The 24,560-nt window shown below is 45.0% G+C and carries 26 protein-coding genes; 13 read left to right on the forward strand and 13 right to left on the reverse strand.

Features of this window, described 5'->3' with window-relative positions; all coding sequences use genetic code 11:
- The first annotated feature begins 23 nt into the window (after positions 1-23).
- Positions 24-1,133 (forward strand): tRNA-queuosine alpha-mannosyltransferase domain-containing protein, encoded by a 1,110-nt coding sequence (locus tag AC0VYI_RS11495; RefSeq protein ID WP_475449441.1) that lies wholly within the window; start codon positions 24-26, stop codon positions 1,131-1,133.
- Between the two features lie 22 nt (positions 1,134-1,155).
- Here AC0VYI_RS11495 and AC0VYI_RS11500 read toward each other — a convergent pair whose 3' ends face one another.
- Both AC0VYI_RS11500 and AC0VYI_RS11505 read right to left on the reverse strand, forming a co-directional pair.
- Complete coding sequence (locus tag AC0VYI_RS11500; RefSeq protein ID WP_475449443.1) at positions 1,156-1,794, reverse strand: MOSC domain-containing protein; 639 nt, start codon at positions 1,792-1,794, stop codon at positions 1,156-1,158.
- Between the two features lie 62 nt (positions 1,795-1,856).
- Complete coding sequence (locus AC0VYI_RS11505; protein WP_475449445.1) at positions 1,857-2,474, reverse strand: LysE family translocator; 618 nt, start codon at positions 2,472-2,474, stop codon at positions 1,857-1,859.
- A 127-nt stretch (positions 2,475-2,601) separates the two neighbouring features.
- Between AC0VYI_RS11505 and AC0VYI_RS11510 the strand changes: the two genes are divergently transcribed.
- Positions 2,602-3,396 (forward strand): helix-turn-helix domain-containing protein, encoded by a 795-nt coding sequence (locus AC0VYI_RS11510; RefSeq protein WP_475449447.1) that lies wholly within the window; start codon positions 2,602-2,604, stop codon positions 3,394-3,396.
- 197 nt (positions 3,397-3,593) lie between these two features.
- A complete protein-coding gene (locus AC0VYI_RS11515; protein WP_475449450.1) occupies positions 3,594-3,800 on the forward strand; it encodes a hypothetical protein in 207 nt (68 codons plus the stop codon).
- A gap of 127 nt (positions 3,801-3,927) precedes the next feature.
- On the opposite strand, the gene ddlA is transcribed toward AC0VYI_RS11515, so the two are convergent.
- The 11 genes from ddlA to AC0VYI_RS11570 form a co-directional block, all read right to left on the reverse strand.
- On the reverse strand, positions 3,928-5,025 hold the full coding sequence (gene ddlA, locus AC0VYI_RS11520; protein ID WP_475449451.1) for a D-alanine--D-alanine ligase: 1,098 nt from the start codon (positions 5,023-5,025) through the stop codon (positions 3,928-3,930).
- Positions 5,026-5,072: 47 nt separating this feature from the next.
- The gene (locus AC0VYI_RS11525; RefSeq protein ID WP_475449453.1) at positions 5,073-5,549 is read right to left on the reverse strand and encodes a WbuC family cupin fold metalloprotein; all 477 of its coding nucleotides are present in this window, start codon (positions 5,547-5,549) and stop codon (positions 5,073-5,075) included.
- Positions 5,550-5,606: 57 nt separating this feature from the next.
- Positions 5,607-6,236 (reverse strand): LysE family translocator, encoded by a 630-nt coding sequence (locus tag AC0VYI_RS11530; RefSeq protein ID WP_199476851.1) that lies wholly within the window; start codon positions 6,234-6,236, stop codon positions 5,607-5,609.
- Positions 6,237-6,349: 113 nt separating this feature from the next.
- Positions 6,350-7,111, reverse strand: a complete 762-nt coding sequence (locus AC0VYI_RS11535; protein ID WP_475449455.1) for an AAA family ATPase — start codon at positions 7,109-7,111, stop codon at positions 6,350-6,352.
- Positions 7,112-7,120: 9 nt separating this feature from the next.
- Complete coding sequence (locus AC0VYI_RS11540) at positions 7,121-7,804, reverse strand: class I SAM-dependent methyltransferase (RefSeq protein ID WP_475449456.1); 684 nt, start codon at positions 7,802-7,804, stop codon at positions 7,121-7,123.
- A gap of 51 nt (positions 7,805-7,855) precedes the next feature.
- Positions 7,856-8,575 (reverse strand): SIMPL domain-containing protein, encoded by a 720-nt coding sequence (locus AC0VYI_RS11545; RefSeq protein WP_067017466.1) that lies wholly within the window; start codon positions 8,573-8,575, stop codon positions 7,856-7,858.
- Positions 8,576-8,713: 138 nt separating this feature from the next.
- Positions 8,714-9,067, reverse strand: coding sequence for a hypothetical protein (locus AC0VYI_RS11550; protein WP_199476854.1), 354 nt, complete (start codon positions 9,065-9,067; stop codon positions 8,714-8,716).
- A 101-nt stretch (positions 9,068-9,168) separates the two neighbouring features.
- Entirely contained in the window at positions 9,169-9,663 is a 495-nt protein-coding gene (locus AC0VYI_RS11555) for a GNAT family N-acetyltransferase (protein WP_199476855.1), read from the reverse strand.
- A gap of 93 nt (positions 9,664-9,756) precedes the next feature.
- Positions 9,757-10,413: an ATP-binding cassette domain-containing protein gene (locus AC0VYI_RS11560; protein WP_475449458.1), complete on the reverse strand. Its 657-nt coding sequence runs from the start codon at positions 10,411-10,413 to the stop codon at positions 9,757-9,759.
- A 183-nt stretch (positions 10,414-10,596) separates the two neighbouring features.
- A complete protein-coding gene (locus AC0VYI_RS11565) occupies positions 10,597-12,336 on the reverse strand; it encodes an ABC transporter permease (protein ID WP_475449460.1) in 1,740 nt (579 codons plus the stop codon).
- A gap of 48 nt (positions 12,337-12,384) precedes the next feature.
- A complete protein-coding gene (locus tag AC0VYI_RS11570) occupies positions 12,385-13,602 on the reverse strand; it encodes an ABC transporter substrate-binding protein (RefSeq protein ID WP_475449462.1) in 1,218 nt (405 codons plus the stop codon).
- A 192-nt stretch (positions 13,603-13,794) separates the two neighbouring features.
- On the opposite strand from AC0VYI_RS11570, the gene AC0VYI_RS11575 reads away from it, so the two are divergent.
- From AC0VYI_RS11575 to AC0VYI_RS11620, 10 genes are all read left to right on the forward strand, one after another.
- The gene (locus tag AC0VYI_RS11575; protein WP_475449464.1) at positions 13,795-14,967 is read left to right on the forward strand and encodes a M14 family zinc carboxypeptidase; all 1,173 of its coding nucleotides are present in this window, start codon (positions 13,795-13,797) and stop codon (positions 14,965-14,967) included.
- A 72-nt stretch (positions 14,968-15,039) separates the two neighbouring features.
- A complete protein-coding gene (locus AC0VYI_RS11580; RefSeq protein ID WP_475449466.1) occupies positions 15,040-17,340 on the forward strand; it encodes an ATP-dependent helicase in 2,301 nt (766 codons plus the stop codon).
- Between the two features lie 53 nt (positions 17,341-17,393).
- On the forward strand, positions 17,394-18,344 hold the full coding sequence (locus AC0VYI_RS11585; RefSeq protein ID WP_475449468.1) for an isopenicillin N synthase family dioxygenase: 951 nt from the start codon (positions 17,394-17,396) through the stop codon (positions 18,342-18,344).
- Between the two features lie 186 nt (positions 18,345-18,530).
- Entirely contained in the window at positions 18,531-20,198 is a 1,668-nt protein-coding gene (locus tag AC0VYI_RS11590) for a phosphotransferase (RefSeq protein ID WP_475449469.1), read from the forward strand.
- A complete protein-coding gene (locus AC0VYI_RS11595; protein WP_475449470.1) occupies positions 20,188-20,463 on the forward strand; it encodes a hypothetical protein in 276 nt (91 codons plus the stop codon). The genes AC0VYI_RS11590 and AC0VYI_RS11595 overlap by 11 nt, the downstream gene beginning before the upstream one ends.
- 16 nt (positions 20,464-20,479) lie before the next feature.
- Positions 20,480-21,112 (forward strand): GAK system ATP-grasp enzyme, encoded by a 633-nt coding sequence (locus AC0VYI_RS11600; protein WP_475449472.1) that lies wholly within the window; start codon positions 20,480-20,482, stop codon positions 21,110-21,112.
- Between the two features lie 2 nt (positions 21,113-21,114).
- Complete coding sequence (locus AC0VYI_RS11605) at positions 21,115-22,221, forward strand: HprK-related kinase B (RefSeq protein ID WP_475449474.1); 1,107 nt, start codon at positions 21,115-21,117, stop codon at positions 22,219-22,221.
- Entirely contained in the window at positions 22,218-22,901 is a 684-nt protein-coding gene (locus AC0VYI_RS11610) for a histidine phosphatase family protein (protein WP_475449475.1), read from the forward strand. The genes AC0VYI_RS11605 and AC0VYI_RS11610 overlap by 4 nt, the downstream gene beginning before the upstream one ends.
- 23 nt (positions 22,902-22,924) lie before the next feature.
- Positions 22,925-24,289: a metallophosphoesterase gene (locus AC0VYI_RS11615; protein WP_475449477.1), complete on the forward strand. Its 1,365-nt coding sequence runs from the start codon at positions 22,925-22,927 to the stop codon at positions 24,287-24,289.
- A gap of 3 nt (positions 24,290-24,292) precedes the next feature.
- A complete protein-coding gene (locus tag AC0VYI_RS11620; protein WP_199476865.1) occupies positions 24,293-24,559 on the forward strand; it encodes an amphi-Trp domain-containing protein in 267 nt (88 codons plus the stop codon).
- Position 24,560 lies beyond the last annotated feature (1 nt).

The following is a 24,560-nucleotide window of genomic DNA, read 5'->3' on the forward strand; positions in this document are numbered from 1 at the left end:
AACCTAAGAAACGGAAGCAAGGCGTGCGAATATTACTACTTAGTGCCTATGAGGCGAGCAGTCACAAAGCCTGGGCAAATAGCCTGATGAATGGGTTGGGCGAGTATGATTGGACCTACCTAGCGCTTCCGCCAAGGCATTTTGCTTGGCGTATTCGTGGTAACGCCATGAGTTTTGCGTTTGATAAAGTATTCAAACTCTCGATTGAACAAGCGTACGACTTGGTGATCGCAACGTCCATGACGGATTGCGTTGGGCTAAAAGCCTTCTGCCCAAACTTACAGTCTATTCCTTGGTTATTGTATTTTCACGAAAACCAATTTGCCTATCCCGCCAGCGACAAACAACAAGGTCTGGTTGAAATGCAAATGGTCACTTTATACAGCGCTTTAGCGGCGGATCAGTGTGTGTTTAACAGTCAGTTCAATAAAGCGTCATTTTTCGAGGGCGCTCGTCGTTTGCTCAAAAAACTGCCGGATTATGTCTCGCCAGACTGGTTGAGTAACATAGAAGGCAACGCCCGTGTTGTACCTGTGCCAATTGATATTGATTGGGAAAAGAGGGGAGAACAGAGCCGAACAACTCTCTGTCAAAATAATTCTCCGCTTAGATTAGTATGGAATGCCCGTTGGGAGTTTGATAAAGGGCCTGAGCGATTGCTGGCCATTTTGCAGTCGTTACAATCCCGAGGTGTGGATTTTGAAATTGCTATTTTAGGCGAACAATTTCGTACCATACCTAAAGCGTTTGAGGCTATTCAACATCGCTTTGCTTCCTGTATCCGACAATTTGGTTTCGCGCCCAGTCGAGGTGAGTATCTTGGTTTTCTGGCTACGTCGGATATCGTGCTCTCAACAGCCTTGCATGAATTTCAAGGGCTAGCCGTTCTTGAAGCCGTTGCTCTTGGGTGTGTGCCCGTTTTGCCAGCTCGACAAGTGTACCCTGAGCTCTTTGGACCAGCTTACCTCTATGATAGTCATTTAAATGATATCGCAAAGGAGGCCAGTGCAGCAGTGGATCGCATTGTGCAACTTGTTAATGAGAAAGTCACGGTACCACAGGTGAATGAGTATCAAAGGGAGACGGTGTTAAAACACTATAGGGCACTAATAGAAAACATAAACACACTATAGTGTCTTAATCGGCCAGTCGGTCTTAAACTCGGCTGGCTAGAGCCTTTTGCCATTGAGGTCCTAACTCTTTAATAAGAAGAGCCTGTGAAAAAACGTGATGGGCATTCTTATATTGTTTATCCATGAAGGATTGAAAGAGGGTTTTGACACTCACTGATTCGGCTAATTGGCCGACTTTTATCAGCTCGTCACCTTGTTCAATAAAGCCTTCTTCTATCACTCTAAAATACACACCAGTACAGTAATGGTCGATAAAGAGTTTTATGGCATGGACGTTATTTAACGCAATGCCAAGTTTAAAACATGGCATTCTTGGCTGACTGACTTCCAAGAGACACTCACCTAAACGGAAACGGTCGCCAATAAAGATATCGGACTCATCTAGACACGATATCGTGAGATTTTCGCCAAAGGCACCGGGCGTTAATTTCTGGTTATTGAGAGTATGACGCCAGTAATCGTAGTGATGATAGGAAAAAGCATAGACCGCTTTGTGAACGCCGCCATGTCTTACCATGTCCCCTTGTCCATCTCCTTCTATGTTATTTTTTCTGACGAGCTGTTTACCCATACAGGGCTGTTTAAAGATTCCTGTCAGCACGCTTGTCCCATTATGTTCAACCATTTTCGGTTGCGATACGTTCAGTGACATAAGTTGCATTTGCTTTCTCCCATCTGTCTCTTGTGCGGTTTATCATTCACTTGTCTTTTTCTGTGAGCGGATCATTTGCTTGCAACGTTTTTGATGGCGAGCAGAAAGGCGGCTAAGACAAATAAACTTCCTGACATTTGATTGAAATAGTGACCTAGATGAGATCGGTACTTGGAGGCTAGAAAATCAGCAAACCTGCCATAACTACATAAGAACAATCCATCAATCGCAAGATAAGTGATGCTTAGAACGAAAAACTGCGCCGCCAAAGGTTGGGATTGAGATAAAAACTGAGGAAATAAGGCAGCGAAAAAGATGATCGCCTTTGGGTTGGCTGCTGAGGTGATAAATCCCTGCCAATATAAAGAAGGGGCTGAGCGCTGAGAGGCCGATTTAATCGGAGAATGTTTGGCAAAAAATAGTCGAATACCCGCATAGGTGAGATAGGCGACCCCCGCCCATTTGATCGCGACAAAGTAATTTTGTGATGACTGAAGAAGGCTTGCTAATCCAACCGCTGCGGCAAGCATTTGCAAGAAATTGGCTGACAGATCTCCCACGGCTGTCGCCGTTGATCTCTGAAAGCCGTTAGTTAAACTGTTCGAAAGCATAAGAATATGGCTTGGTCCCGGTATGCACATAAAAGCGAGGACTGTCATTAAATACACTAACCAGACTTGCATGCTCATGGGGCTTCTCCCTTTAGGTTTATTGAGAAAGGCAACTGATAAGATTGCTAAGGAGAGATCATGCTATAGGAAAAGAGGGTGGCTTAATTTACACTATAAGACATAAAACCTAGATAAGTTGCCAAGTATGAAATCGAACGAATTGATTCAAAAATTTGCCGATCACCAAGTCATTTCGTTGTCCATGGATATGCCACCGCATTTTGTCGAGCAACCCCATGAGCATCCTTGGCATCAAATCATCTTTCCTATTTCAGGGCTATTGCAGTCAACTATTAATAATAAAAGCGTGATTGTTCCGCATAATGGGATACTCTTTGTGCCAGCACACACCATTCATAAGTCCATTTCTGTCACAAGAACACAGTTTTTAGCGGTTTATCTCAACCCGAAGTGTCATGTGCATTACGGAAATGAACCGAAATCCTGTTTAGTCACACCGTTTTTAAAAGAACTCATCGTATTATTAGTGAAACAGGGGGTGGACGACCATTTGCAGCAAATGACGACCAATTTACTGCGTGTATTGTGGGATCAAATAGCCCTTGCTGAACGCTATGAAATTCCTTTGCTGATTCCTAGGGATAGAAGGCTACTGTCTATTTTTAATGAGTTAAATCAACAGCCAGACCTGTCGTTCACCCTAGCAGAATGGGCCCAGAGAGTGGGAGCCTCCCAGCGAACACTCTCGCGACTTTGCGCAAGGGAATTCAATCAATCTTTTTCATTATGGCGGCAAAATATTAGATTGGTGCTATCGCTAGAGCGACTTGAAAAAAAGCGAGCTGTTCATGAAGTGGCCTTGGATTTGGGTTACCAGTCTGATTCAGCCTATATTTTTGCCTTTAAGAGCTTGTTTGCCTGCACGCCCAGTCAATATCGCAAGCGTTATTTTCTTGCCAGTGCTTCGACTGTGATCTAAAGGAAAGCCTGTCTTTATTCGTCACTTCTTTAAGTAGTCACCACTTATTCTGGCTGTAGCAATAGCGTCATTTTTACTGTGCTGATTAAAACGAAAGAAAACCAGTATTTGCTATTGACCTCAAGTTAACCTGAGGTTTTATGCTTGCTTCAATACATGAGGCATTCAATACCAATAAGCAGTTATGGAGATTTCTAATGAGTATTATCGCCCTTTTTAACTTAGCGAAAGAATATCTAGAAACGCGTTGGACAAAACGAGCCTTTCGTCACCTAGATAATCATTTCTTAAAGGACTTGGGATTTTATCGCGAAGAGGGGCATATTTACCCTTTATCGGGCAGTAAAGAGGTGACAGAAGAAACAAAAACACTTGCTCAAAAACACCGACTGAAGCACCGTTAAAGCGTTGAATAAATCGGACGGCTTGGCGATTGGTGTTTATACACTGTTGAATCAGCCGGATTATATCCGGCTGAGAAGCATTGGCAGGTTCTAATTCATCTGAGCGCTGAATGATCAGTGCGTCTTATTATCGGGTGACTTTAAGGTTGTGTTTTTGCTGAAACCGCTCGATGGCAAGCTCTATCAGCTGGGTAACGAGTGACTGCTGTGATAGACCAGAATGTTCCCACAGTTTTGGGTACATGCTAATGTTGGTAAAACCAGGTAATGTATTGATCTCATTAATGAAAATCTCATCATCTGGTGTTAAAAACATGTCTACCCGTGCGAGTCCAGAACAGCCCAGTAGCTGATAGACCTGAATGGCCGTGGCTTGAATTCTATCCGTTTGGCTTGCGCTAATGTCGGCGGGAATGTTCAGTTCGGTGGCATCGGCATCCAGATATTTGCTTTCATAGCTATAAAATTTGTCACGGGTAAGGATCTCGCCGACGCTGGAGGCCATTACCTGATCGTTGCCAAGAATGGCGACTTCCAGTTCACGTCCGTCTACGGCTTGTTCGACCAGTACTTTTTGATCGAATTGGAAAGCATGAGTTATGGCTTGGATCAGGGTTTCTTTATCGCTTGCTCGGCTGACACCAATGGAAGACCCCATGTTTGACGGTTTAACAAACACCGGGTAGCCATATTGGGCTTCAATCTCATCGATCGGCCATTCCTTTTGCCAATGATAGAGTGTTGTAAACGCCGCGTTATGGATGCCAGCATCCCGTAGTAGGCGTTTCATGATGTCTTTATCCATACCGACCGCACTGGCGGTAACATCGGCACCGACACAAGGCAAATTCGCCATTTTAGCCAGCCCTTGAACCGCACCATCTTCGCCATAAGGTCCATGCAGGACGGGAAATAACACATCGATTTGCCCAAGAGCCTCTTTATTGTCCATACGCACCAGTTGTCTTTCTGGGCCATTTGGTATCAGGCCCACTTGGGGGGAGGACACATTAAGAGCAATGTCTTTTGGGTTATCCGCATGAAATAACTTTATGGACTCTTCGTTTAGGAACCAGCGTCCATCACGGTCTATGCCAATGAGAACCGGCGTGAAGCGCTCAGGATCAAGAGAACGAATCACATTCTGAGCCGACTGTAAGGAAACTTCATGTTCCGCCGAACGCCCACCAAAAACAATAGCAACGGTGATTTTACCTGCTGTCATATCAATTCCAACTGCGCAATGAATAAGTCTCGATTTATAGCTTGAGTCTAGCTGCCAGACCAGCATTGTCCTACTTGGGCCTCGCGGTACCAATGCATTAACACTTTATGATTATCATCGTCAGCCGCTGGTGACCATGGCGCAAAATCCTCTTCTTTGAAGGCTTTATAAGGGCCTTGTTTTACTTCAAAGATGACCGCATCGGTGTCCAGTGAGAGTACGGCGTGCCAGCCTGCTACAGGCGTTTCAATAACGGAGTCTTCTTCTCCTAAGACGGCACGGTTGATCACTACGCCCTCATCGTCAAAAGTCAGGACGATGAATCGACCACGCAATGCTGTGAGTAGCTCCCATGTTTCCATATGACGATGAGGGCGAATGTAGGTGTCTGGCTCCATCGCGATGGCTAAGCGTTGAACGGGGTCTGATAAATCACTATGAATATTGTGATTCATTCGCAGACGGGGTGATAGTCGAGCGTCATCGCTAAGCGCGGAAAGTTGATCAAAACTGAGTTTATTCATGGTGTAGGGCACTTAATATAAAAAGAAAAAGTATGCTAATGCCAGTGTCACGACGAGTCAAACTTGTTTTATAAAGGCAGAGCGAATCAGGCCAATACCCGCTAATGCAAAAAGCCCAGAAACAGAGGCATCAATCCAGCGACTCGCTTTCTTATAGCCATTCATGACACCGTTCAAAGAAAACACAATGGAGTAGAGGGCATTCGTGAAAAAGCCAACGAGTACGCACACAAAAACGCCTAGTACAAGAAACGCCGTGCTATCGTTAGCTCCTAGGCCTACGGACAGCGCGGCCATCCAAGCGATTACTGTTTTAGGGTTCGATACATTGAGGAAGACGCCTTTAATAAACCAGCTCATAAGGGATCTTGTGCCTATTTCAACTTGGCCCATGTTGTTATCGGGATGTATCGCGGATTTAGCGGATAAAAAAGCTAGCCAGATGAGATAGAGACCTGCGAACACTTTAAGCGCCATAAGTAAATAAACAGAACTTTGCAGAACCACACCTAGGCCGCTTGCGGCAATAACGCCCCAAAATACCAACCCCGTGGATAGTCCCGCTCCATAGATTAAGCTGGTTTTTCTTCCTAAACGCATGGCCACGGTGGCATTAGAAACCGTGGCAGGTCCAGGTGATACCGCAATCACAAAGAAAGCGAGACCGATACTAAGTAAAGAGAGCATATTTATTTCCTCATGCAAGTGGAGAAGATGACAGTATTATTGTGATAATGCGTATTGTAAAAACACTGTGGGTCTACTCACGCACCAGTCGTTCAACATTCAATTTAATGGAGCTATTCCTCAGAAAAGAGCTCCTTTAGCATTGGCTCAGGGTTGTTTAAAAATGCTTTAGTGACCTCATAATGTTCGGTATCTTGGTATTTTATTGGATACAGTCCCGACTTGTCGATTTGATAAATTTTGGCGCCGGGGTAAGCCATTAGAATGGGGGAATGGGTTGCCATAATGAACTGCGACCGCTGTGTCACGAGTTGATGCATTCTGCTTAAAATAGCTAGTTGTCGAGTCGGTGAAAGAGCCGCTTCCGGTTCGTCAAGCAGATAAAGTCCATCGCCAGAGAAGCGCTTTATCATAAGTGATAGAAAGGATTCTCCGTGGGATTGATGGTGTAGCGATTTCCCACCATAACTGTCTTTAATTGCAGGTGGATTAATATAGGGAAAAGCAGCCTCGTCTAACTCGTCAATATTGGTAGCGACGTTATAGAAGCTTTCTGCCCGAAGAAAAAAACCATCTTTATAGCGCTTAAAAGACTTTGAAAATCGCAAGTAACGATGTAGTTCAGAGTGGGTACTACGAGTCCCAAAATGAAAGTTTTTCGAGCCGCCTTCGGCGTTGAATCCTAGACCCACCGCAATGGCTTCGAGCAGAGTTGATTTACCACTGCCATTTTCACCAACAAATATGGTGACTTCTTTGTCAAATTCTAAAAAATCCAGCTCTTTGACCGCCGGGATTGAGAAGGGGTAGACATCGAATGAATCGATGGTTTTCCTTTTCAGCTCAATTTCTTTTAGATAGGGCAAGGATTCCATAAATTGTCCCTAGCCGCTTTTAACGGCATGAATCGTTATGTGATCGTTTGTTTCTCGTTCTATACTAAAGCCTGATTGTTCTAGCTCAGCAACGAGATCTTCAGCGGAGCTAATATGACGATAAACGATACCATCTTTAAAAAGCTGATAGCTATCGCCTTTTGAACATAGGCTACTGACAAAAAAGACGCTCGCTTCTTGTAAAGCGCCTTCATGCGGGTCTGCTAAAGAGCCCTCGCGCGGGTCTACCAAATAGTCATGTACTTTTTTTAGAAAGGTTCGTCTATCGTCACCAATAATGCAGTGCAAGCCGTTGCCATCGATTATTACCTGATAGCGTTCTGGTAAATGGACAGATTCATCGGTGAGATCAGCCACGAAAAACCTACTATTAATGCCACTGGACAGGGCTTTTTCTTTTGCCCACTCAATGGCAGTAGGGGATATGTCTACTCCAGTTACGTCGTAGCCGTGTTGGGCAAACGCACGACATAAATGGCCTTCGCCACAGCCTAGTTCTAATAATTTGCCTTTTGGCATTGGGGCATCGATAGCAAAAAATCGTGTTACCTGTTCTGAATTAGCCAGTCGCTCGTTGCCACCCCAGCCCGCCCAACCTGCGTTTTTCGCCTGAACATACATGTCATCATGAATAGCGTAATTTGGCTGTTTAATATTGCGATTAATTGTCACTTTACCGTCCTCAATTCCAGAGAGCGAGCTTTCTCGTTATATGGGATAACGCTAGTCTGAGAGATAGTAAGTCACGGTTGAAACAACTCTAACTTTTTTGATTTGAGGGTTGTTCTTGTCTCTTTCGCTAATGCTAAATTGACCTTGCGAAGCGGTTTTAATTTTACCCAATGTGCTTTTTGAGTCGGAAGCAAATTTCTCGGCGACTTCACGCGCGTTTTGGGTCGCCTCTTCAATCATTTTGGGTTTTACTTCGTTTAGGCGAGTGAAAAGGTATTCTGTTTGCGCCTGATAATTGTTGCCAGTAAAGACGATGCCTTGTTTCCCTAAGTCTGACATATTCTCCATAACACGGCGCACAAGGTCTATATTTTTGGAATAGACAGTGACGGTTTGGGTGGCGGTATATCTGAATTTAGCTTGGCTATCATTGCCGTATTGTTGGGCAGATTTATCAATGATTGAGGGAGAAGAGAAAGAGATTTCATTCGCTCCAATGCCTGATTTTTCCAGAAAGGCTTTGATTTTTGCGGTGTTGTTATCAATCTCGTCGTATACTTTTTCAAGGTCGTTGCCGGCGATATTAAACTGAATGGGCCAAATAACAATGTCGGCTTTGTATTCCCGTTCGGATAGTCCTTTTACTGTCACCGTTCGCTCTAATTCCTTGTATTGGATGGCGGCATGACCAAGCAGATAGCCCAGAGAAGACAGGCCAATAATAATACAGACTCCCAGAATGAGTGAGCTTGTTCTATTCAATGTCGACACAACGTTCTCCCTTTGAATGTGATGGTATTGAATCTAGATCCATATAAGAACATTGTTATGTCGCGGCAGAAAAGTCAATATGCGGTTCTACTTGGTGTCGTCGTGTATTTGTACCAAAGGCAGCTATTCAAATTATGTTTAACACGTAAGAGTTGATGTGTTCACAAACCAAGTATCATTTTTCCGGTGAATGCCAATGACAATAAGTCCTTCGCGTTTTTCGTAAATGCCTTTCCATACAAAACGGTAGCATCCGTCGTGATCGTCATCACGGTAGCCTTGTAACGAACCAAAATACTCGTAACTTAGGTTCTTACCATTTCTCGCGTTCATGTGTTTTATATCATCTTCAAAACGCGCTCGAGAAAAATCGACCAGATCTTTTTCTTCATAATGTTTTATGAACAGCTCATAGTCACCAGTCTCGTCTGCTTTCAGCATTTCTTTTAAGAAGCCTTCCGCGATGGCTTTTTCATCTTGCAAATTAGACATTAGATTTTGCTCCTTGAATATTGATTTTCAGGTTGAGGGTAACCTTGGCTCTTTATAGGTAACAATATAATTGCTACGAAAGACGATTATTCTAACGTTACTTATGTTCCTGTGTAGGACAGTACATGATTACTATGGAGTTCGCCTTCAAGATTAAAATTGAGTTCTCCAATGATTTGAAATCCCAGCTTTTTATAAAATGCGATGGCTCCGTGATTGTTTATCCAAGTCGATAGCCAAAAAGGGGAGCCATACAAAGATTCTATTTTCTTTAACAGCTTTTTACCGATGCCTTGTCCTTGGAAATGTGTGGAGACATACAGTGTGACCACTTCATACCCTGCGCTTGAGCTTTCATTGAACCTAGACTCAACGTCAACAAGGACAAAACCCACAAGGTGATCTTCCTCTTCATACACAAGAATATTGCACGATGCCTGATCAAGTAGCTTAAGAAAATGACTTTCAGTAAATGTTGATAAAGCATATTCGGATATCTTTTTTCGAATCCCTTCGGTGGCGTAAGTATTCAGCCAGACTTGTAGTGAAAGTGCTGCTAAGTTTAAGCAATCGCTTTTTTCAGCTCGTCTTATCATATGGGCTTCTTCCGTTCACTTTGCTTTATGGCTCTTTTGACATTTAGTTTCCATAAATGTATATCAGCTTCACATTGCATTAGTCTAATATTTTTATGATTCCACCGCGCTAACACTTGTTACGTTCTTCAATTCCAAACATTCTCCTTCCATGGCTTTCGCGTCCTCAGGGTCATGGGTGACAAGCAGTGCGGGTATGTTGGCTTGGCGTATTTCGTCCAGCACAAAGGCTCTTACGTCGCGTCTTAGGGCTGGGTCGAGTTTGCTAAAGGGTTCGTCTAGGAGCAGGTATTTCGGTTCAGCCAGTAGAGTACGCAGCAGGGCGACACGAGCTTGTTGGCCGCCGGAGAGTTCTTTGGGTAGGGCGTTGGCTTTGTTTTCGATATCGAGTCGAGCGAGGGCCTTGATAGCAAGTACTTGACGCTCACTTTTTTTGACTCGAGAGGGAGTGGCGAAAAGTAAATTTTCTATGATGCTCATATGTGGAAAGAGCAAAGGCATTTGCTGTAGCAAGCCAACTTGGCGCTCTTGAGTGGGTAATAAGTGCAAGGCTTGATCCTTGAGGTAGATCTCACCTGAGGCGCTAAGATGAGGCGTGAGTGAGCCACTCAAAAAGTTGAGTAAGCTGGATTTGCCAATGCCGCTTGGCCCCATAATGGAGAGAACTTGTCCGCTTTCAATCTTGAAGCTTAAATTGTCAATCAGTCGTTTACCGTCTAATGACAAGGAAAACGCGTTTACACTGAGCACATTATCGTCCTTCTGCTGGCTTTTTTTATCTGTATGAGACTTTTGCTCGACTACTGCGCTTGCCAATAGTTTGTTAAAAACAGGCTCAAAATGCTCATTTATAGGTATAAACTCCGCTTTCTCGTCTGTTTTTGCCGCGTCTTGGCGTCGCTCGTGACATCGTTCAAAGGTCTCTATACACAGTTACTTTTTATCGATAGAGGATTTTTTCCTCATACTAAATGACGTTTTTAACGCCAATCGCCATTGTGTCCAATGGCGCGGAAGCTGTTGTGACAGCCAAAAAACAAAAACAGGGAAGAAGGCTTGTAATAAGGCCATACTACCGACTTGTTTTCGGTCGCCTGAAGCGGCTCTTGCCACGGCTTCCGTGGTCAGTGTGCTATGGCGACCTTCGCCTGCGATCAGGGTAGGTAAATATTGCGCGACACTAACGGAAAAGCCAATGGCAAAGGCGGTAAAGAGGGCGGGTTTTAGCATAGCAAGTTTAATGAACAGATAGTTGCGCCAAGGTTGGTAGCGTAAGCGGTTTGCCTGATACAGATACTCTTCTTGATAAGCCAAATAGGGGCCTTTTAAGGTCAAATAGACATAAGGCAATACATACAACAAATGCATGGCGATAATGGCCAGAAAGGAGCCATTGAGATTGGTTTGTAGCATGAGGACGGAGACCCCAAACAGAAAGCCAACTTGAGGTAAAAGAATCGGTACGTAGATCAGCCAATCAAAGGGATGGTGTTTTGGCGGCGTCTCTTTAGTGTAAGAAGCGCGTTTGCTTTCCAGCATGAGCAAGCTCATTAAACAGGCGATACCCGTCGCAGCTAAGGCAATGAGTAATGTATTGCTGGATAATTGAATTAATAAAGGGATGGCACTGTGGATGTTGTCCCATGTCCATTGACTGGGCAGGGCATCAGGAAAGCGCCAACGGCGTGTTAGCGACCACATTGGCAATACCAAAAGGGCTAAAAAGGCCGTGATTAATGATAAGACGCCGAGCATTGCCCCGAGTTGAACGAGATAATCTGTTGCCCCTTGGCGTTTGCCGTTACTGCGTTCTGGCGTCGTCAGTTGTTGTAAGACACGGTGACCAAACTCCCAAGCCGCCAAGACGATGGCAATGACGATCATTAATACCACCGCACCCGCACTGGCGATATAGCGCATAGAAAGGTCAGGAGCGTTAAACCAACGTAGCAGTGTGACGGACAGTGTGGAGGGGGTATTGGGTCCGATAATCATAGCCAAATCGACCACCGTGAGACTAAAGGCAATGACGATAAAGATAGGCAGTCTCACAATGGGGTAGAGCTGCGGAATCAGGACCTTACGCCATGTGGTTAACCGGCTATAACCGAGCGTCCGACACACTTGTAAACTCTGTCTGGCTTGCATGGTTTGCAAACTGGCCAACATCACAAACAACAAATAAGGCATCTCTTTGATAACGAGAGCGAAGATCAGTGAAAGAGCATAGGGGTCTTGGGTGGTGATCCAATTAGGCGGGCGCTCAAAGCCTGTTAACCAAGGGCTAAAGAGGCGAAGTAACCAACCCGATGGGCTAAGTAAAAACAACAAGCCAATGGCGATGGCGGCATGGGGTATGGCCAAAATGGGCGCAAGCATGGCTTCAATACGACGGAAAAGCGGCTTTTCATACCCCCAAGCAAGCAAGGATAAAGCCAGCCAAACTGCTAATAATGGAGCGCCAATGCCAGAAATCAGGGTGAGTTTAAGGCTTGAGTAGAACTCTTCAGAATGAAAGAGGGTGAGCCAAGGGGCGAGTGAAAATTGATGGCTACCTAAGGGCGGAAAATACTGAAAAGCAGGTAACACGGTGCCGACTAGCCCCACGGCAATGGGCATGGCTAGTAGAAAAACCAGCAAACTTGCAACCTGCTTTGGGTGTTTCAACGGCATGGAAAAGGTTTGCTCATGTTTTTACTTCTATCAATGGCTTGTCTCGTTTTATTGGGCATAACGTTTGCGCCATTCTTTTTCTAAGGCATTCACCCAAGTGCTATTAGGTTCTGGGAGTGTTTTGCCTAGTTGCTTGATACTGAGAGTGGCGATGCCTTTTGGAATGGCATCAAATTTCGCTTGATCGGCTGGCGGGAGCTTGGCATAAGACAAGACACTTAAATCCCCCCATACAGTTGGTTTTTGTTTCTCTATTTGCGCTTCTGGCGAAAGCATAAAGTTGGCCACCACCTGTGCAGCGGCTTTGGCGCTACTGTTGTAAGGAATGGCTAAGAAGTGTGTGTTGCCAATGGTGCCATTGGTGAATACGTAAGAGCGAACGCTGTCTGGCAAATTCCCCTTGGCGATTTGTACGGATGCGGCGGAGACATCGAAACTAAACGCAATATCGATTTCTTGATCGTTTAATAAACGCATCATTGCCTGAGAATCTTTTGGGAAGGTCTTTCCATCGCGCCAAGCAACCTTATTGAGTTTATCAAGGTACGCCCAAAGAGGTGCAGTCACCTTTTGAAAGGTCGCTTGATTGACGGGTTTAAGCAGTGCGGCACGATCATTTGTTAATTCGTATAGGGCTTGTTTTAAAAAGGTAACCCCTAAGAATTGTGGTGGCGCAGGATAAGTTACTCGGCCTGGATGGGCTTGGGCGTAAGCAAGCAAAGCTTTCATGGATTTAGGTGGATTTTTTAGGGTGGCGGTGTCATACATAAAAACGACTTGCGCCATGCCCCAAGGGGATTCCATACCATCGACGGGGGTGCCGAAATCCTTTGTTAAACTTTCCCGCGTGTTTGGATCGACGTATTTTTTATAATTGGGCAAATTATGACTAAAAGGACCGTATAACAGGTGATGGTCTTTCATTGCTCGAAAGTTTTCGCCATTGATCCAGATTAGATCCACAGAGCCGTGTGTGTTTTTCCCCGCTGCTTTTTCGGCCAAAATACGATTGACGGCGTCTGCGGTATCACTCAGTTTGACCTGTTTTAAGGTGATGTCGTATTTCTTTTTGACTTGATTGGCTGCCCATTGAATATAATCGTTAATATTATCCGCCCCGCCCCAGGCATTGAAATAGACCGTTTCACCTTTGGCTTCTTTTAAGGTGTCTGACCAGCTTTGTGCCATCAGGTTGCTTGAAAGTGATAAGGCCATTAGGCTGGCAGACAAAAAGCTGGCCATCTTTATAGTCTTCATAAACGTCATGGTAGAAAGGTTCCTGCGTTATAGGGGCTGATTAATCAAGCTCAGCTAATGTATCTGGTTTATTGCGATGATTAAGGTAAATATAAAGTAGTAAGTTTAGTGGTTGGATGCAATTTATATCCATAAGTTCAATCATTTAGCGTAAAATAATGACGATTTTCCATGGTCGACGTGTTTAAAGGATGAGGTTTTATGTCATATCAGATTTTCTCTCACGTATTACCCAGTGCTTCGCTGGGCACCCAGCGTATTATTAAAGCCCATCATTTTGGTGAGCAAGGTTCTCGACCAAAAGTCTATTTACAAGCTGGGTTGCATGCGGACGAATGGCCCGGTTTTTTGCTGCTGAATACGTTACTTAAGTATTTAAAAAAAGCCGATGAAGCAGGGTTGATTCAAGGAGAAATTGTGATTGTCCCCGTGGCGAACCCAATTGGTTTAGCACAAAACTTCCATGGTTATGTCCCCGGTCGGTTTGCTTTTTCCGATGGGGGCGGCAACTTTAATCGTAACTGGCCGCAAATCGGTCAACAGGTCGCCAAGCGTATTCAATCCTCCATTACAGGAGATGTTGAAGAAAATAAAGTACTGGTGCGTGAAGCCATTCGAGAAGAGTTGAAGCAATTGCCGGATATGACTGAGCTGCAAGGCATGAAGAAGACGCTCTTAGCACTCTCTATGGACGCCGATGAAGTGCTGGATTTGCATTGTTCCGGTGAGGCGATGCTCCATGGTTATTTGCCACAGGAATTTGAAGACTATTTTAAGCCATTGTTAGGATTACTTGGGGCAAAAGTTGGTTTGTCAGAGTTAGAAACGGGCGCGGCCTCATTTGACGAGACCAATGTAAGTGTTTGGCGTGAGCTGAAAGGGCACTATGCCCATCTTATCCCGTGGGGGTGCCGTTCGATGACCATTGAACTGCGGGGGGAGAATGATATTTCCGATGAGGTGGCCGAACACGATGCCAAAGCGCTGCTTGAGTATCTGGTGCTGCGTGGTGTCGTTCACGAAGATGTCACTCAAGGTGAGGTTACTCAAGGTGATAGCTCAAAGAGAGACGATTCAGCGGTTGTTTACTATCCGTTAGATGCTATGGATCTGGTGAAAGCACCTTGTGCGGGTATTGTCTGCTATAACAAACAAATTGGCGACGAGGTGGAAGCTGGAGAAGTTATTGGTGAAGTGGTCAATTTAATGGAAGATGATGTGACAACCTCGCGCTACCCATTAGTGGCACGTACGAATGGTGTATTGTTTGCCCGTTACCAGCGCCGATTAGTCATGTGTGGGGAATCCGTGGCGAAAATAGCGGGGCGAGAGCATCTTGCTTATCGTGAAATTGGTCGTTTGTTTGAGGACTGATGTCGAAGTAGCGGATTGGCTTAAGCGGCCAAAGAGATGACAACGATTGTATTTTAGTATTGAGAGTATTGAGTGACAGAACAAGCCAGCCAGACACGACAGCTCACCCAAGAACAACAGTGTGTTGTGCAACACGATTTAACCACGCCAGCTAAGGTCATTGCCGTGGCGGGGGCGGGTAAAACCACCACACTGATTTCGCGCATTGAGTATTTGTTGATGCAAGGGGTGGATGCCTCACAGATTGGCGTGTTCATGTTTAACAAAAGTGCCCAAGAAGAATTTTCCGAGCGCTTAAGTCAGCACTTGTCATTAAATGGTTTTATGCGTTCACCCAGCGTGATGACGTTTCATGGTTTTGGATTAAAACTGTGTCGTCGGATGGAGCAGCAAGCTTGGTTACCCAATGCAAAGTTAGTCACCGATGATTTTAGTTTGGTAAAAATGTTACGAGAGGCCATGAGTCTCTTAGTTCGCAAAGGCGAGAAGGTGACGCTTCAAGATGAAAAAGATTGGCTTGAAGATGTGTTGCTGTTTATCGACCAAGTGAAAGCCTCTGCTGAGCCCGCCCAAGAGGTATTTAATCGTCTCGGTTGGTCGAAAGAACGTCAGTTTTTTCCGGCGCTCTATAATGAATTAGAAACCCTTCGCAAACGTCATAATATACGTTTCTTCTCCGATTTATTGTCTGATCCCTACGAGCTTTTATTCACATTGGGTGAAGAACAGCGTCACCAAATACAAGGTTTTGTGCCCGCTTTTCGTTATTTGCTGATTGATGAGTTTCAAGATATTAACCCTTGTCAGTACGAGTTGCTAAAAATGCTTTATCCCGCGCCTTGTCAATGGATGATTGTCGGAGACGTTCAGCAGTGTATCTACGAATGGCGTGGTGCAAGCCCTGATATTATGGCGACCCAGTTTGATAGGGACTTTCAGTCTGTGCAAACTTACCCACTCAGTACCAGCTTTCGTTTTGGGCATTCCGTGGGATTGATGGCATCGAGCGTGATCAGTGAAAACGATCCGGATGCCTTGGTCATCGGCGAAGGGGATCGTACGCGGGTATCGTTTGCCCGCGCACCAAAAACAGGCAAAGCGCTATTGAGGGAACTCAAAACTTGGGTCGAAGAGGGGCGAGCATTGAGTGAAAGTGCTGTTTTGGTGCGTTTGTACAGTGACATGGTGCCTATCCAGTTGGCTTTGATGCACAAGGCTGTCCCTTACCAATTACATGGTGATTCCCCTTTAATGGAAAACCGCCAGATTCGAATGCTGGTGGCGTATCTTGGTGTAATTGCTGGTGGCTTAGAGAATTCCGAGTTGTTTTTTCGTCGCGATGATGTGGAATTTCTACTGAGTGTACCCAGCTTAGGCGGTTCTATGGCACAGCGAAAAACCTTGATTCAACAGGCAAAACAATCGCCACACTTGCTGCCACAGATGATCGATACCATGGCGGATCAGGCCGATGGCTGGCGGGCCAAAAAGCTCTACGAACGAGCCGATTGGTTGCGTAGTTTGACAATGTATCGCTCTGACCCTGCACAAGGGTTAGCCTACACGTTAGAAAAATTGGGGATCTATCGATACTTTGAAAGCACCAGTAATAAAGATATTCAGACCCAAGAGAAGATTGCCACTTGCGATGCTTTTATCGCCTATGTGCGCGGTGTTGGTGGGCAGGCACAGAATATTTTAACTCAGTTGGCAGCGTTGAATGAACGACACACCGATGATACGAACGGTGTTCATCTAATGACCATTCATAAATCCAAGGGGTTGGAGTTCGACTTAGTGTTATTGTCTGGCCTGCAAGAAGGGCGTTTTCCCTATTACGATGAGGACTTAAGCCGTATTGACCAACAGGCCGCCAGTCAAATGCAGTCTGAACGTCGATTATTTTATGTGGCGATTACTCGGGCTAAGCAGCAATTGGTGATTTTAGAAACGCCTACAGCAGATGAAAATAAGCGGATGAAGCGGGGAGATATCCCTCGGGCAGCGTTGAAAAACATGGCACTGTCGCGTTTTGTATTTGAAGCTCAGCCTTACGCTGTTAGTCACATTTGTCAGCGTTGGCACGAAGATAGCAATGATGAGCCCATTGATACAGCAAAAGGCACGGTGTTTCAGCGTTATTTGAGTCGTGTTGATTCGGCACCGAGATTGATTTTTCGCCACCAGCTAAGTGACCAGACCCAAAGCTTAAAAGCCGGGGATAAAGTTCGACATGATCGATTTGGTCAGGGCGTCGTGGTGCGCCAGGAGCAAGACGGTAAGCGAATGATTTTTGTGGATTTTGGTGAGCAAGGCTTGAAACGATTCAACCCTCGACAAACTCAGCTGGTGAAGTTGTCCTCTCGCTCATAGATCTTTCGTATCACAAACATATATATTGTCGTTATTAGATTGTTGGAGAAACCATGTCTATCCCATTGATTGATTTTGAAAAATTAACGAGTTCAAACCAAACTGTGAGTCAGGCCGAAATACAGGCGTTGGACTCCGCCTGTCGTGACATTGGCTTTTTTTATTTGGTTAACTCCAGCCTTTCTCCTGCCCTAATGAAAAAATTAATGGGCGCTGCTCAACGTTTTTTTGCACAGCCTGACGAGGTAAAACGAGCGATTGATATCAAAAATAGTCCCAATCATCGGGGCTATGGCGGCATTGGTGAAGAACAGTTAGACGAAGTGTCCCATGCGGATTGGAAAGAGACTTTTGATATGGCGTTGGATTTACCAAAAGATCATCCGCTAGTGGGCAAATACCCAACCATGTATGGACCAAATCAGAATCCGAGCGATCCGCTGGTGGTTGAGGTTTTGCAAGAGTATTACGTGGCGGCCTTTGAAGTGGCTCAAAAGGTACTGACGGCCATGGCGCAAGCACTGAAACTTAAAGCCGACTTTTTTACCCAGTGTTTTACCGATCATGTGACGGTTTTACGCATGATTCATTACCCACCCCGTCCTGCGGACGATCATCATAACGGCGCCGGTGCCCATACGGATTACGGTTGTATCACCTTGTTATTACAAGACATGATTGGTGGATTGCAGGTGAAAAATCGTCGTGGCGAATGGGTGGATGCGACACCAGTCGAAAACGCCTTGGTCGTGAACATTGGGGACTTGATGCAGCGCTGGACGAATGATGAGTATGTTTCCACCTCCCATCGCGTGGTATCGCCTTTGTCTGGTGTGGATCGCTATTCGTTTCCCTTCTTTGTAGAGCCGGATTATGAAACCAATGTGGCGTGTGTGCCTAGCTGCTTTTCTGCTGATAAACCCGCTAAGTATGCGCCAATTTTAAGCGGTGATTGGATACAATCGCGATTTGATGCCACCTATGCCTATCGAGAAAAAAACTGATTTTGACAACGTCGTTCTGTCATATGCTGTGTTGTAGACTGTATGGCGTAAAAGCATGAATAGCGAGGGGGAAGCGGGCAACCTAATCAATAACTTTATGGAGAACAGGAGGTTGTCATATAAAGGTAACTTTGTAGGCTTGAGTTTAGTGCTATAATTAATTTCACATTGTAACGGTAGGACGCTATGCCATCTCATCCCTTGGTGATCCAAGAGAATCTCTATTTTTTGCTAAATGAAGTCGAAAAACATTATTTCCTCGTCGATCAGTTTTTTAAAACCCAGTCTCTGGATGTGCTTCCCCGTATTTACGCACGTCGTGGTTATATGCAAACCCTGCGCGAGAAAATCGAAATAAAATGTTCTGAATTGACCAAACGGCGTAAGCCTGGAACAGCCTATGCGATTCGAGTTGAGGCTGTTCGTTCCCTTGCCGCTGCTCTTGAGGGGGTTGCCCAGCATTATCTGGATTGTGTTCAGGAAGGGACATTAGAAGATCATTATGAACATCCAGCTGCCCTTACTTGCAGTAAATTACTGCGACGAATGGATCGCTCTCTTAATCTAGTAAAAGTCGGTTTGGATAAATCCCAGCGTCGTATTGGTATCAAACTAGGACGCAGCACTCAGGGATTATTGGCGATGTACGATGAGATTCAAGATGTCACGTTAGCGGCTAAAGATCGCTTGACCGACACACAATTAAAATCCGCTATTTTGAGTAATTACGCCCTTAAGTGTGCCATTCAACAATTAGCCGTTGTGGGTGAATCCTTGATCAAAGCAGATTTGGGTCAAGTGGTCAGTTTACAGAACTACGACCATCTTCGTGATTCTGTTTCTTCTCTTAACTACAGTCTGAATGACTTAAAAGTGCGCCGTTTAGCGTTAACTCGATCCGGTAGTGCTATTGCCGCGATTTCCCATAAAGATGAATCGGGTAAAGACATTCTGGCGGTTTACAAAGAGGGGGATCACAATAAACTCGCCGAAGAAGTCGAAGGCATGAAGCACTGGCGCAATGTGGATCCTCAGCTTGCTCCCGATGTATTGGCACATACCACTTCTAATGGTCGTTCTTCATCTCTGCTAATCGAACATTTGCCTGGTAAAACCTTAGAAGCCTTGCTTATTGATCACTACAAAGACAGCGATAAAGCCTTTGAAGAACGTAAAGAGACGGTGAACACCGCGCTTTCTGTGTTGTTTAAAACCCTCAATCGAATCTGGAAAGCGACCTATACACCAGAACATTGCCAAGCTCGCTTTATGCAACAATTGGCCAAACGAATTGATGACAGTATTCGGGTTCATCCAGATTTTTTTACCCCAGAACATCGTATCTGCGGGCAAGTTCGTCCCAGCTTTACCGCATTAATGCGAGAGGTGGAAGAGAAGGAGGTCCATTGGCGAGTGAACTTTTCGGTGCTGATTCATGGGGATTTCAATGTTGATAATGTGATTTACGATTCCGTTGAAAAGCGCATTTATTTTATTGATCTTCATCGATCGGCGTATTTTGATTATGTGCAAGATTTGTCTGTTTTAATGGTGTCCATCTATCGCTTGCAGGTGCTGAGTGGCTCCACCCGTGAACTTATGATGCAAAGTGCTATGCAGATTTACCATTTTGGCCGTCGCTTTGCCAAGCGCCAAAACGATGACTATTTTGAGTTGAGGTTAGCGGCGGGCTTAGCTCGTTCATTTGCCACTTCAACGCGTTTTATTTTTGATAAGAAACTTGCCTCGCGCATGCATTTACGGGCTCGCTATTTACTTGAGCATTTGGCGCAAATCACAACGGAACAAGAACTGAATTTCAAACTTCCCATTAAGGAATTGTATGTTGAATAAGTCAGAGCAACTGAGCAACTTAAAGGTTGGTGTGATTGGTATTCCAGGAAAATGGTCTACTGAGGTATTAGCAGATCGTCTTGAGGCAAAAACTGGCTTTCGAGCTGTTATGGATGTAAGAGATATTGCCTTGCACTTGGATACGAATAAAGTTTTTTGCAAAGGACTGGATTTGACGGAACTGGATGGTGTGATTATCAAAAAAATCAGCCAAGTTTATTCCCCAACCACGGAAGACAGAATTCATATTTTGTTCTCATCTTGAATCGCTTGGTGTACCAGTGTTCAGCCCAACCCAGAGCATGGGCAAGTTAATCAATCGATTAAGCGGTACGTTGGCATTGGAGCAAGGGGGCATTCCGATGCCGAAGACACGCATTACCGAGTCCGTTGAGGCGGCCTTTGAGATAGTGCGTGAATTTGGTTCCGCTATTTTGAAGCCCTTATACTCGACGAAAGCAAGAGGTATGGTCTATCTGCGAGAAGAAGACAGTGATGATACCGTGCGTGCTCAGCTAACAGAGTATCAACAGACACAACCCTTGCTGTATATCCAACAGGCGCTTAATCTGCATGGGCGTGATCTGGGTATGGTGTTTATTGGTGGCGAGTATTTTTGTACCTATGCTCGGGTGGGGAATGCTGATGCTTGGAATACCACTATCAACAGTGGTGGACGTTATGAACCGTTCGAACCAGATGCCGAGTTGATTGAATTGGGTCGTCGCTCCCAAGCCTGCTTTGATTTGAGTTTTACCACTGTAGATATTGCATTGACAGACGAGGGGCCTGTGGTGTTCGAGGTCTCGGCTTTTGGTGGCTTTAAAGGCGCATTAGATGGCTGTCACTTAGATGCTGCTGAGGCCTATGCCAACTATGTGCTAAGCTCTATAGACAGTCAAAAGGGGAGTTAAGAATGACTCAAGGACCTCTGGATAATCTTACATTAAAGACAATGATGGACAATTGTCAGCATCAGCTTACTCTGATATTTGGCGTGTTAACAGTAAGAGTTCATGGTAATAACCGTGCTGTTTTAACGGAACTCAACGAGTATTATAAAAGTTATCGTGCAGGAAAACTGGGCGCCCACGCCATAGATGTGTATGTGGTCGACCACGAGGCAGTGGCCACCGCTGTGGATTGGCAAGATGTGCCAAGAGAAGTGGGAAAACGCGGCCGCAAAGAAGGCTATTTAGACCACCTCTCTGAACAAGGTGCGTTTGGAGGGCGTTGGATTAAAAAGTTTAAGACCGGCATGCTTATGCTACAGCGACTTGAAAACCCGGTGGTGGTTGGGCCTTGTCAGGCAAATTTAGCGCAGGTTATTAACTTTATTAACAATCAATTTTTAAACCTTCACCTTCGCAATGGCTTTTTATTGGGACATGCGGCGGGGTTTAGCGTGAACGGCAACATCACGGCCATTGCAGCGGGTTCAGGGGGCGGAAAATCTACCCTGATGTTACGTTGTTTAGAAAAAGCCAATCGTCAGTTTTTGACCAATGACCGTATTTTGATGCGCTCATCGGATGAAGGGGTCGAAGCAGTAGGAGTTGCCAAGTTACCACGGGTGAATCCTGGTACGTTACTGAATTCAGAACGCCTTAAGCCCATCTTACCAACTAACAGACAGGAAGAACTGTTGACCATGACGAAGCAGGATTTATGGCAGTTGGAAGAAAAATATGATGTGCAAATTGAAGATAAATACGGTCCGAACCGTGTTGAGCTAACTGGCAAGTTAAGCAACTTGGTGATGTTGGATTGGTCTTTAGAGTCAACCCAGCCAACGCAGTTAGAGCGTGTGGATTTAAACAGATCGCCGGATAGCATTGAAGGATTGCGTAAACGTCCTGGCCCCTTTTATCAGGACGAATCAGGGGCATTTGCGGATTTATATGCCTGTGATTCCGTGAAGACATACTGTGATACGCTGAAAAGCGTACAAGTATTTCGTTTAACAGGGGCAATAGATTTTGATAAAGCCTTTGCTCTTATGGACTCCATGGATTCAGTATGACAGCAAGATTTGCATTGATTCGTCACGGTGCTTACCAGCAACTGACCGATGTGCCCAGTGCCTTACAGCCCTTTCCACTGACAGCGGAAGGGGAAGAAGAGGTACGTCGTCAAGCACGGGCCTTTGCTCAATGGTTAACCCAGACGAATCAAAGACTGAATCCTGTAGTCGACACTTCAACCTTGTTAAGAGCCTTCCAGACAGGAGGGCTTTATATAGAAGAACTGCGGCCCTTTTTTCTGGGCGAACCTCGTATTCACAGTACATTTAGCTTGTGCGAGCGTAGTGTTGGCGCCGTTGCTAATTTGACGATCAAAGAGATTGAGCGGATTTTGGCACTGGATCCAAGGTTTGACTTGCCCCCGGAAAACTGGAAGTCTAACAGTGAATATTGTTTACCCTTTGACGGTGCCGAGTCATTAAACCAAGCGGGTAAACGAGTGGCGGATCACATTTGCTCTTGGTATGCAAAAGCCGAAGCTGGCATTAAATTGTTTATTGGTCATGGTGCAGCGTTTCGCCATGGCGCTTGTCATCTTAATGTCATAAATTTTTGCGATATTAAACGATTTAGCATGCATTACGGCCATCCGATTGTCATGGAATTCGCCGATAATCAAGCGCCAAACCGACTTTATGGAGAGTGGAAACAGCGCCAGATTCAAGATGTACCTGATTGATAGCCCCGAACTGAGAACCTAACATGCAAACTGTAGAAGAGAACACCACAACGAAAAAATCGAAAAAATCTTTATTGCCCATCATTTCAGAGCGTCACGAGCACCGTGACATCATTTCCAGATTGCCTACAGAATGGTCTACTTGGCCGCAAGATAAAAGTTCTTGTAATTCGATTGCTAGAAAGCCGAGCAAAATGCCAGATAGATTTCGTAAACGTAAATTGAAATGGCCAAAGCGTCCTGTGGTGTTTATTTCGGATCCCCATGCGGATGCGACAGCCTTTGAAGCTTCTTTGATCGCCTCTGGTGTGGTGCAGCAAAAAAAAGCAGGTCTACGGCATTTAAAACTCACAAAAGCAGGGCGCAAAACGGAGATCATTATCGGTGGCGATTGTCTGGATAAAGGGCCAAGCAACTTATCTCTTTTGCGCAGTGTTAAGCATTTATACAAATTGGGTGCGCGTGTCACCTTATTGGCAGGGAACCATGATTTGCGCTTGTTGATGGGGTTATTGGCGCTAAAAAGCTCAAAGCATAATATTGGTAATCAACATTTTTTTGTTCGTATGGGTAAAAAGGTCGTTCCCTTATTTAAAGAAGTGTTCGAAGAGTATTTAGAAGGCACCAAGTGGGATAAGAAAATTCCTGATGAGGATACCTGTCGTAAAATCCTGTTCCCCGATGATAAGTGGTTTAAAGAGTTTCCTTACCATGCCGCAGGGATTTTAACGGCGGAAGGGGTTGAGCGAGAAGTGCATAAGATGCACAACAAGGCCAACAGCTTTGAACAACACTGTCATACGGTGGGGTTATCGTTAAGACATGTTTATGCTGCTGCACTACAGTGTCAAAAGCTTTTTTTGCATAAAAAAGGCGAGTTTAACTGGTTTTTCCGTAAAATGCGCTTGGTGGAAAAGCGTGGTTCCTTCTTGTTTCTACACGCAGGATTAGATGATGCCATGGGCGAGTTGCTGCTAAAAAATGGCACTTCCTATGCTAATAAGGCGTTCCATCGCAATTTAAAACATATGGATCTTTTTGGTTTTTACTATAGCTCCATTGCTAATACGTTCAGAACCAAATATCGTGACGCGGATCTGCCTTTGACCGACCGAGGCGTGAATGCTATTCACAAAGCGGGGATTCACTTTGTGGTACAAGGGCATGTCAATCGCCAGGAAGGCCAACGAATTGCCATCAAAAAAGGCCTGATTCATATTGAAGCCGATATTACCCTTGATGAACACTCTCGCCAGCGAGAAGGACTCTTAGGCTTCGGGATAGGCGCGACCTTGATCAATAAAAAGCAGGGATTAATAGGCATAAGTTGTGATTACCCTACCGCGAAAGTTCTCAAACCCACTGAATTAAGTGCCATTTATGGATAAACCATGAAGTCAAAAACCGAATTTAAACACGAAGCTTTGCTTGATCCTGAGGATATTCAGGATGTACTAAAAGCCATCTCCAAGGGGTTGGGAAAAGGTAAATTAGAATTCTCGGACGATAAAGGTACCTTATCTCTAGGCCCTCAAGGGCTACTGTACTTAAAAGTCAGTGCGTCAGATGGAGATGATCGCCAACAAGTGGACATCAAACTGCGTTGGGAAAAAAAACCGAAAACCTTAAGCAAAAAGCCCCCTAAAATAGAGGGCTAAG

Source organism: Marinomonas sp. 63XJN7_9_ISO-PGPR-S23-217 (assembly GCF_056173515.1).

What these genes read in the sequence shown, in the direction of transcription:
- AC0VYI_RS11500 (WP_475449443.1), bottom strand. Translation starts at nt 1,794, where the DNA reads ATGCAACTTATGTCACTGAACGTATCGCAACCGAAAATGGTTGAACAT.
- AC0VYI_RS11505 (WP_475449445.1), bottom strand. Translation starts at nt 2,474, where the DNA reads ATGAGCATGCAAGTCTGGTTAGTGTATTTAATGACAGTCCTCGCTTTT.
- AC0VYI_RS11510 (WP_475449447.1), top strand. Translation starts at nt 2,602, where the DNA reads ATGAAATCGAACGAATTGATTCAAAAATTTGCCGATCACCAAGTCATT.
- AC0VYI_RS11515 (WP_475449450.1), top strand. Translation starts at nt 3,594, where the DNA reads ATGAGTATTATCGCCCTTTTTAACTTAGCGAAAGAATATCTAGAAACG.
- ddlA (WP_475449451.1), bottom strand. Translation starts at nt 5,025, where the DNA reads ATGACAGCAGGTAAAATCACCGTTGCTATTGTTTTTGGTGGGCGTTCG.
- AC0VYI_RS11525 (WP_475449453.1), bottom strand. Translation starts at nt 5,549, where the DNA reads ATGAATAAACTCAGTTTTGATCAACTTTCCGCGCTTAGCGATGACGCT.
- AC0VYI_RS11530 (WP_199476851.1), bottom strand. Translation starts at nt 6,236, where the DNA reads ATGCTCTCTTTACTTAGTATCGGTCTCGCTTTCTTTGTGATTGCGGTA.
- AC0VYI_RS11535 (WP_475449455.1), bottom strand. Translation starts at nt 7,111, where the DNA reads ATGGAATCCTTGCCCTATCTAAAAGAAATTGAGCTGAAAAGGAAAACC.
- AC0VYI_RS11550 (WP_199476854.1), bottom strand. Translation starts at nt 9,067, where the DNA reads ATGTCTAATTTGCAAGATGAAAAAGCCATCGCGGAAGGCTTCTTAAAA.
- AC0VYI_RS11555 (WP_199476855.1), bottom strand. Translation starts at nt 9,663, where the DNA reads ATGATAAGACGAGCTGAAAAAAGCGATTGCTTAAACTTAGCAGCACTT.
- AC0VYI_RS11565 (WP_475449460.1), bottom strand. Translation starts at nt 12,336, where the DNA reads ATGCCGTTGAAACACCCAAAGCAGGTTGCAAGTTTGCTGGTTTTTCTA.
- AC0VYI_RS11570 (WP_475449462.1), bottom strand. Translation starts at nt 13,602, where the DNA reads ATGACGTTTATGAAGACTATAAAGATGGCCAGCTTTTTGTCTGCCAGC.
- AC0VYI_RS11575 (WP_475449464.1), top strand. Translation starts at nt 13,795, where the DNA reads ATGTCATATCAGATTTTCTCTCACGTATTACCCAGTGCTTCGCTGGGC.
- AC0VYI_RS11585 (WP_475449468.1), top strand. Translation starts at nt 17,394, where the DNA reads ATGTCTATCCCATTGATTGATTTTGAAAAATTAACGAGTTCAAACCAA.
- AC0VYI_RS11590 (WP_475449469.1), top strand. Translation starts at nt 18,531, where the DNA reads ATGCCATCTCATCCCTTGGTGATCCAAGAGAATCTCTATTTTTTGCTA.
- AC0VYI_RS11595 (WP_475449470.1), top strand. Translation starts at nt 20,188, where the DNA reads ATGTTGAATAAGTCAGAGCAACTGAGCAACTTAAAGGTTGGTGTGATT.
- AC0VYI_RS11605 (WP_475449474.1), top strand. Translation starts at nt 21,115, where the DNA reads ATGACTCAAGGACCTCTGGATAATCTTACATTAAAGACAATGATGGAC.
- AC0VYI_RS11610 (WP_475449475.1), top strand. Translation starts at nt 22,218, where the DNA reads ATGACAGCAAGATTTGCATTGATTCGTCACGGTGCTTACCAGCAACTG.
- AC0VYI_RS11615 (WP_475449477.1), top strand. Translation starts at nt 22,925, where the DNA reads ATGCAAACTGTAGAAGAGAACACCACAACGAAAAAATCGAAAAAATCT.
- AC0VYI_RS11620 (WP_199476865.1), top strand. Translation starts at nt 24,293, where the DNA reads ATGAAGTCAAAAACCGAATTTAAACACGAAGCTTTGCTTGATCCTGAG.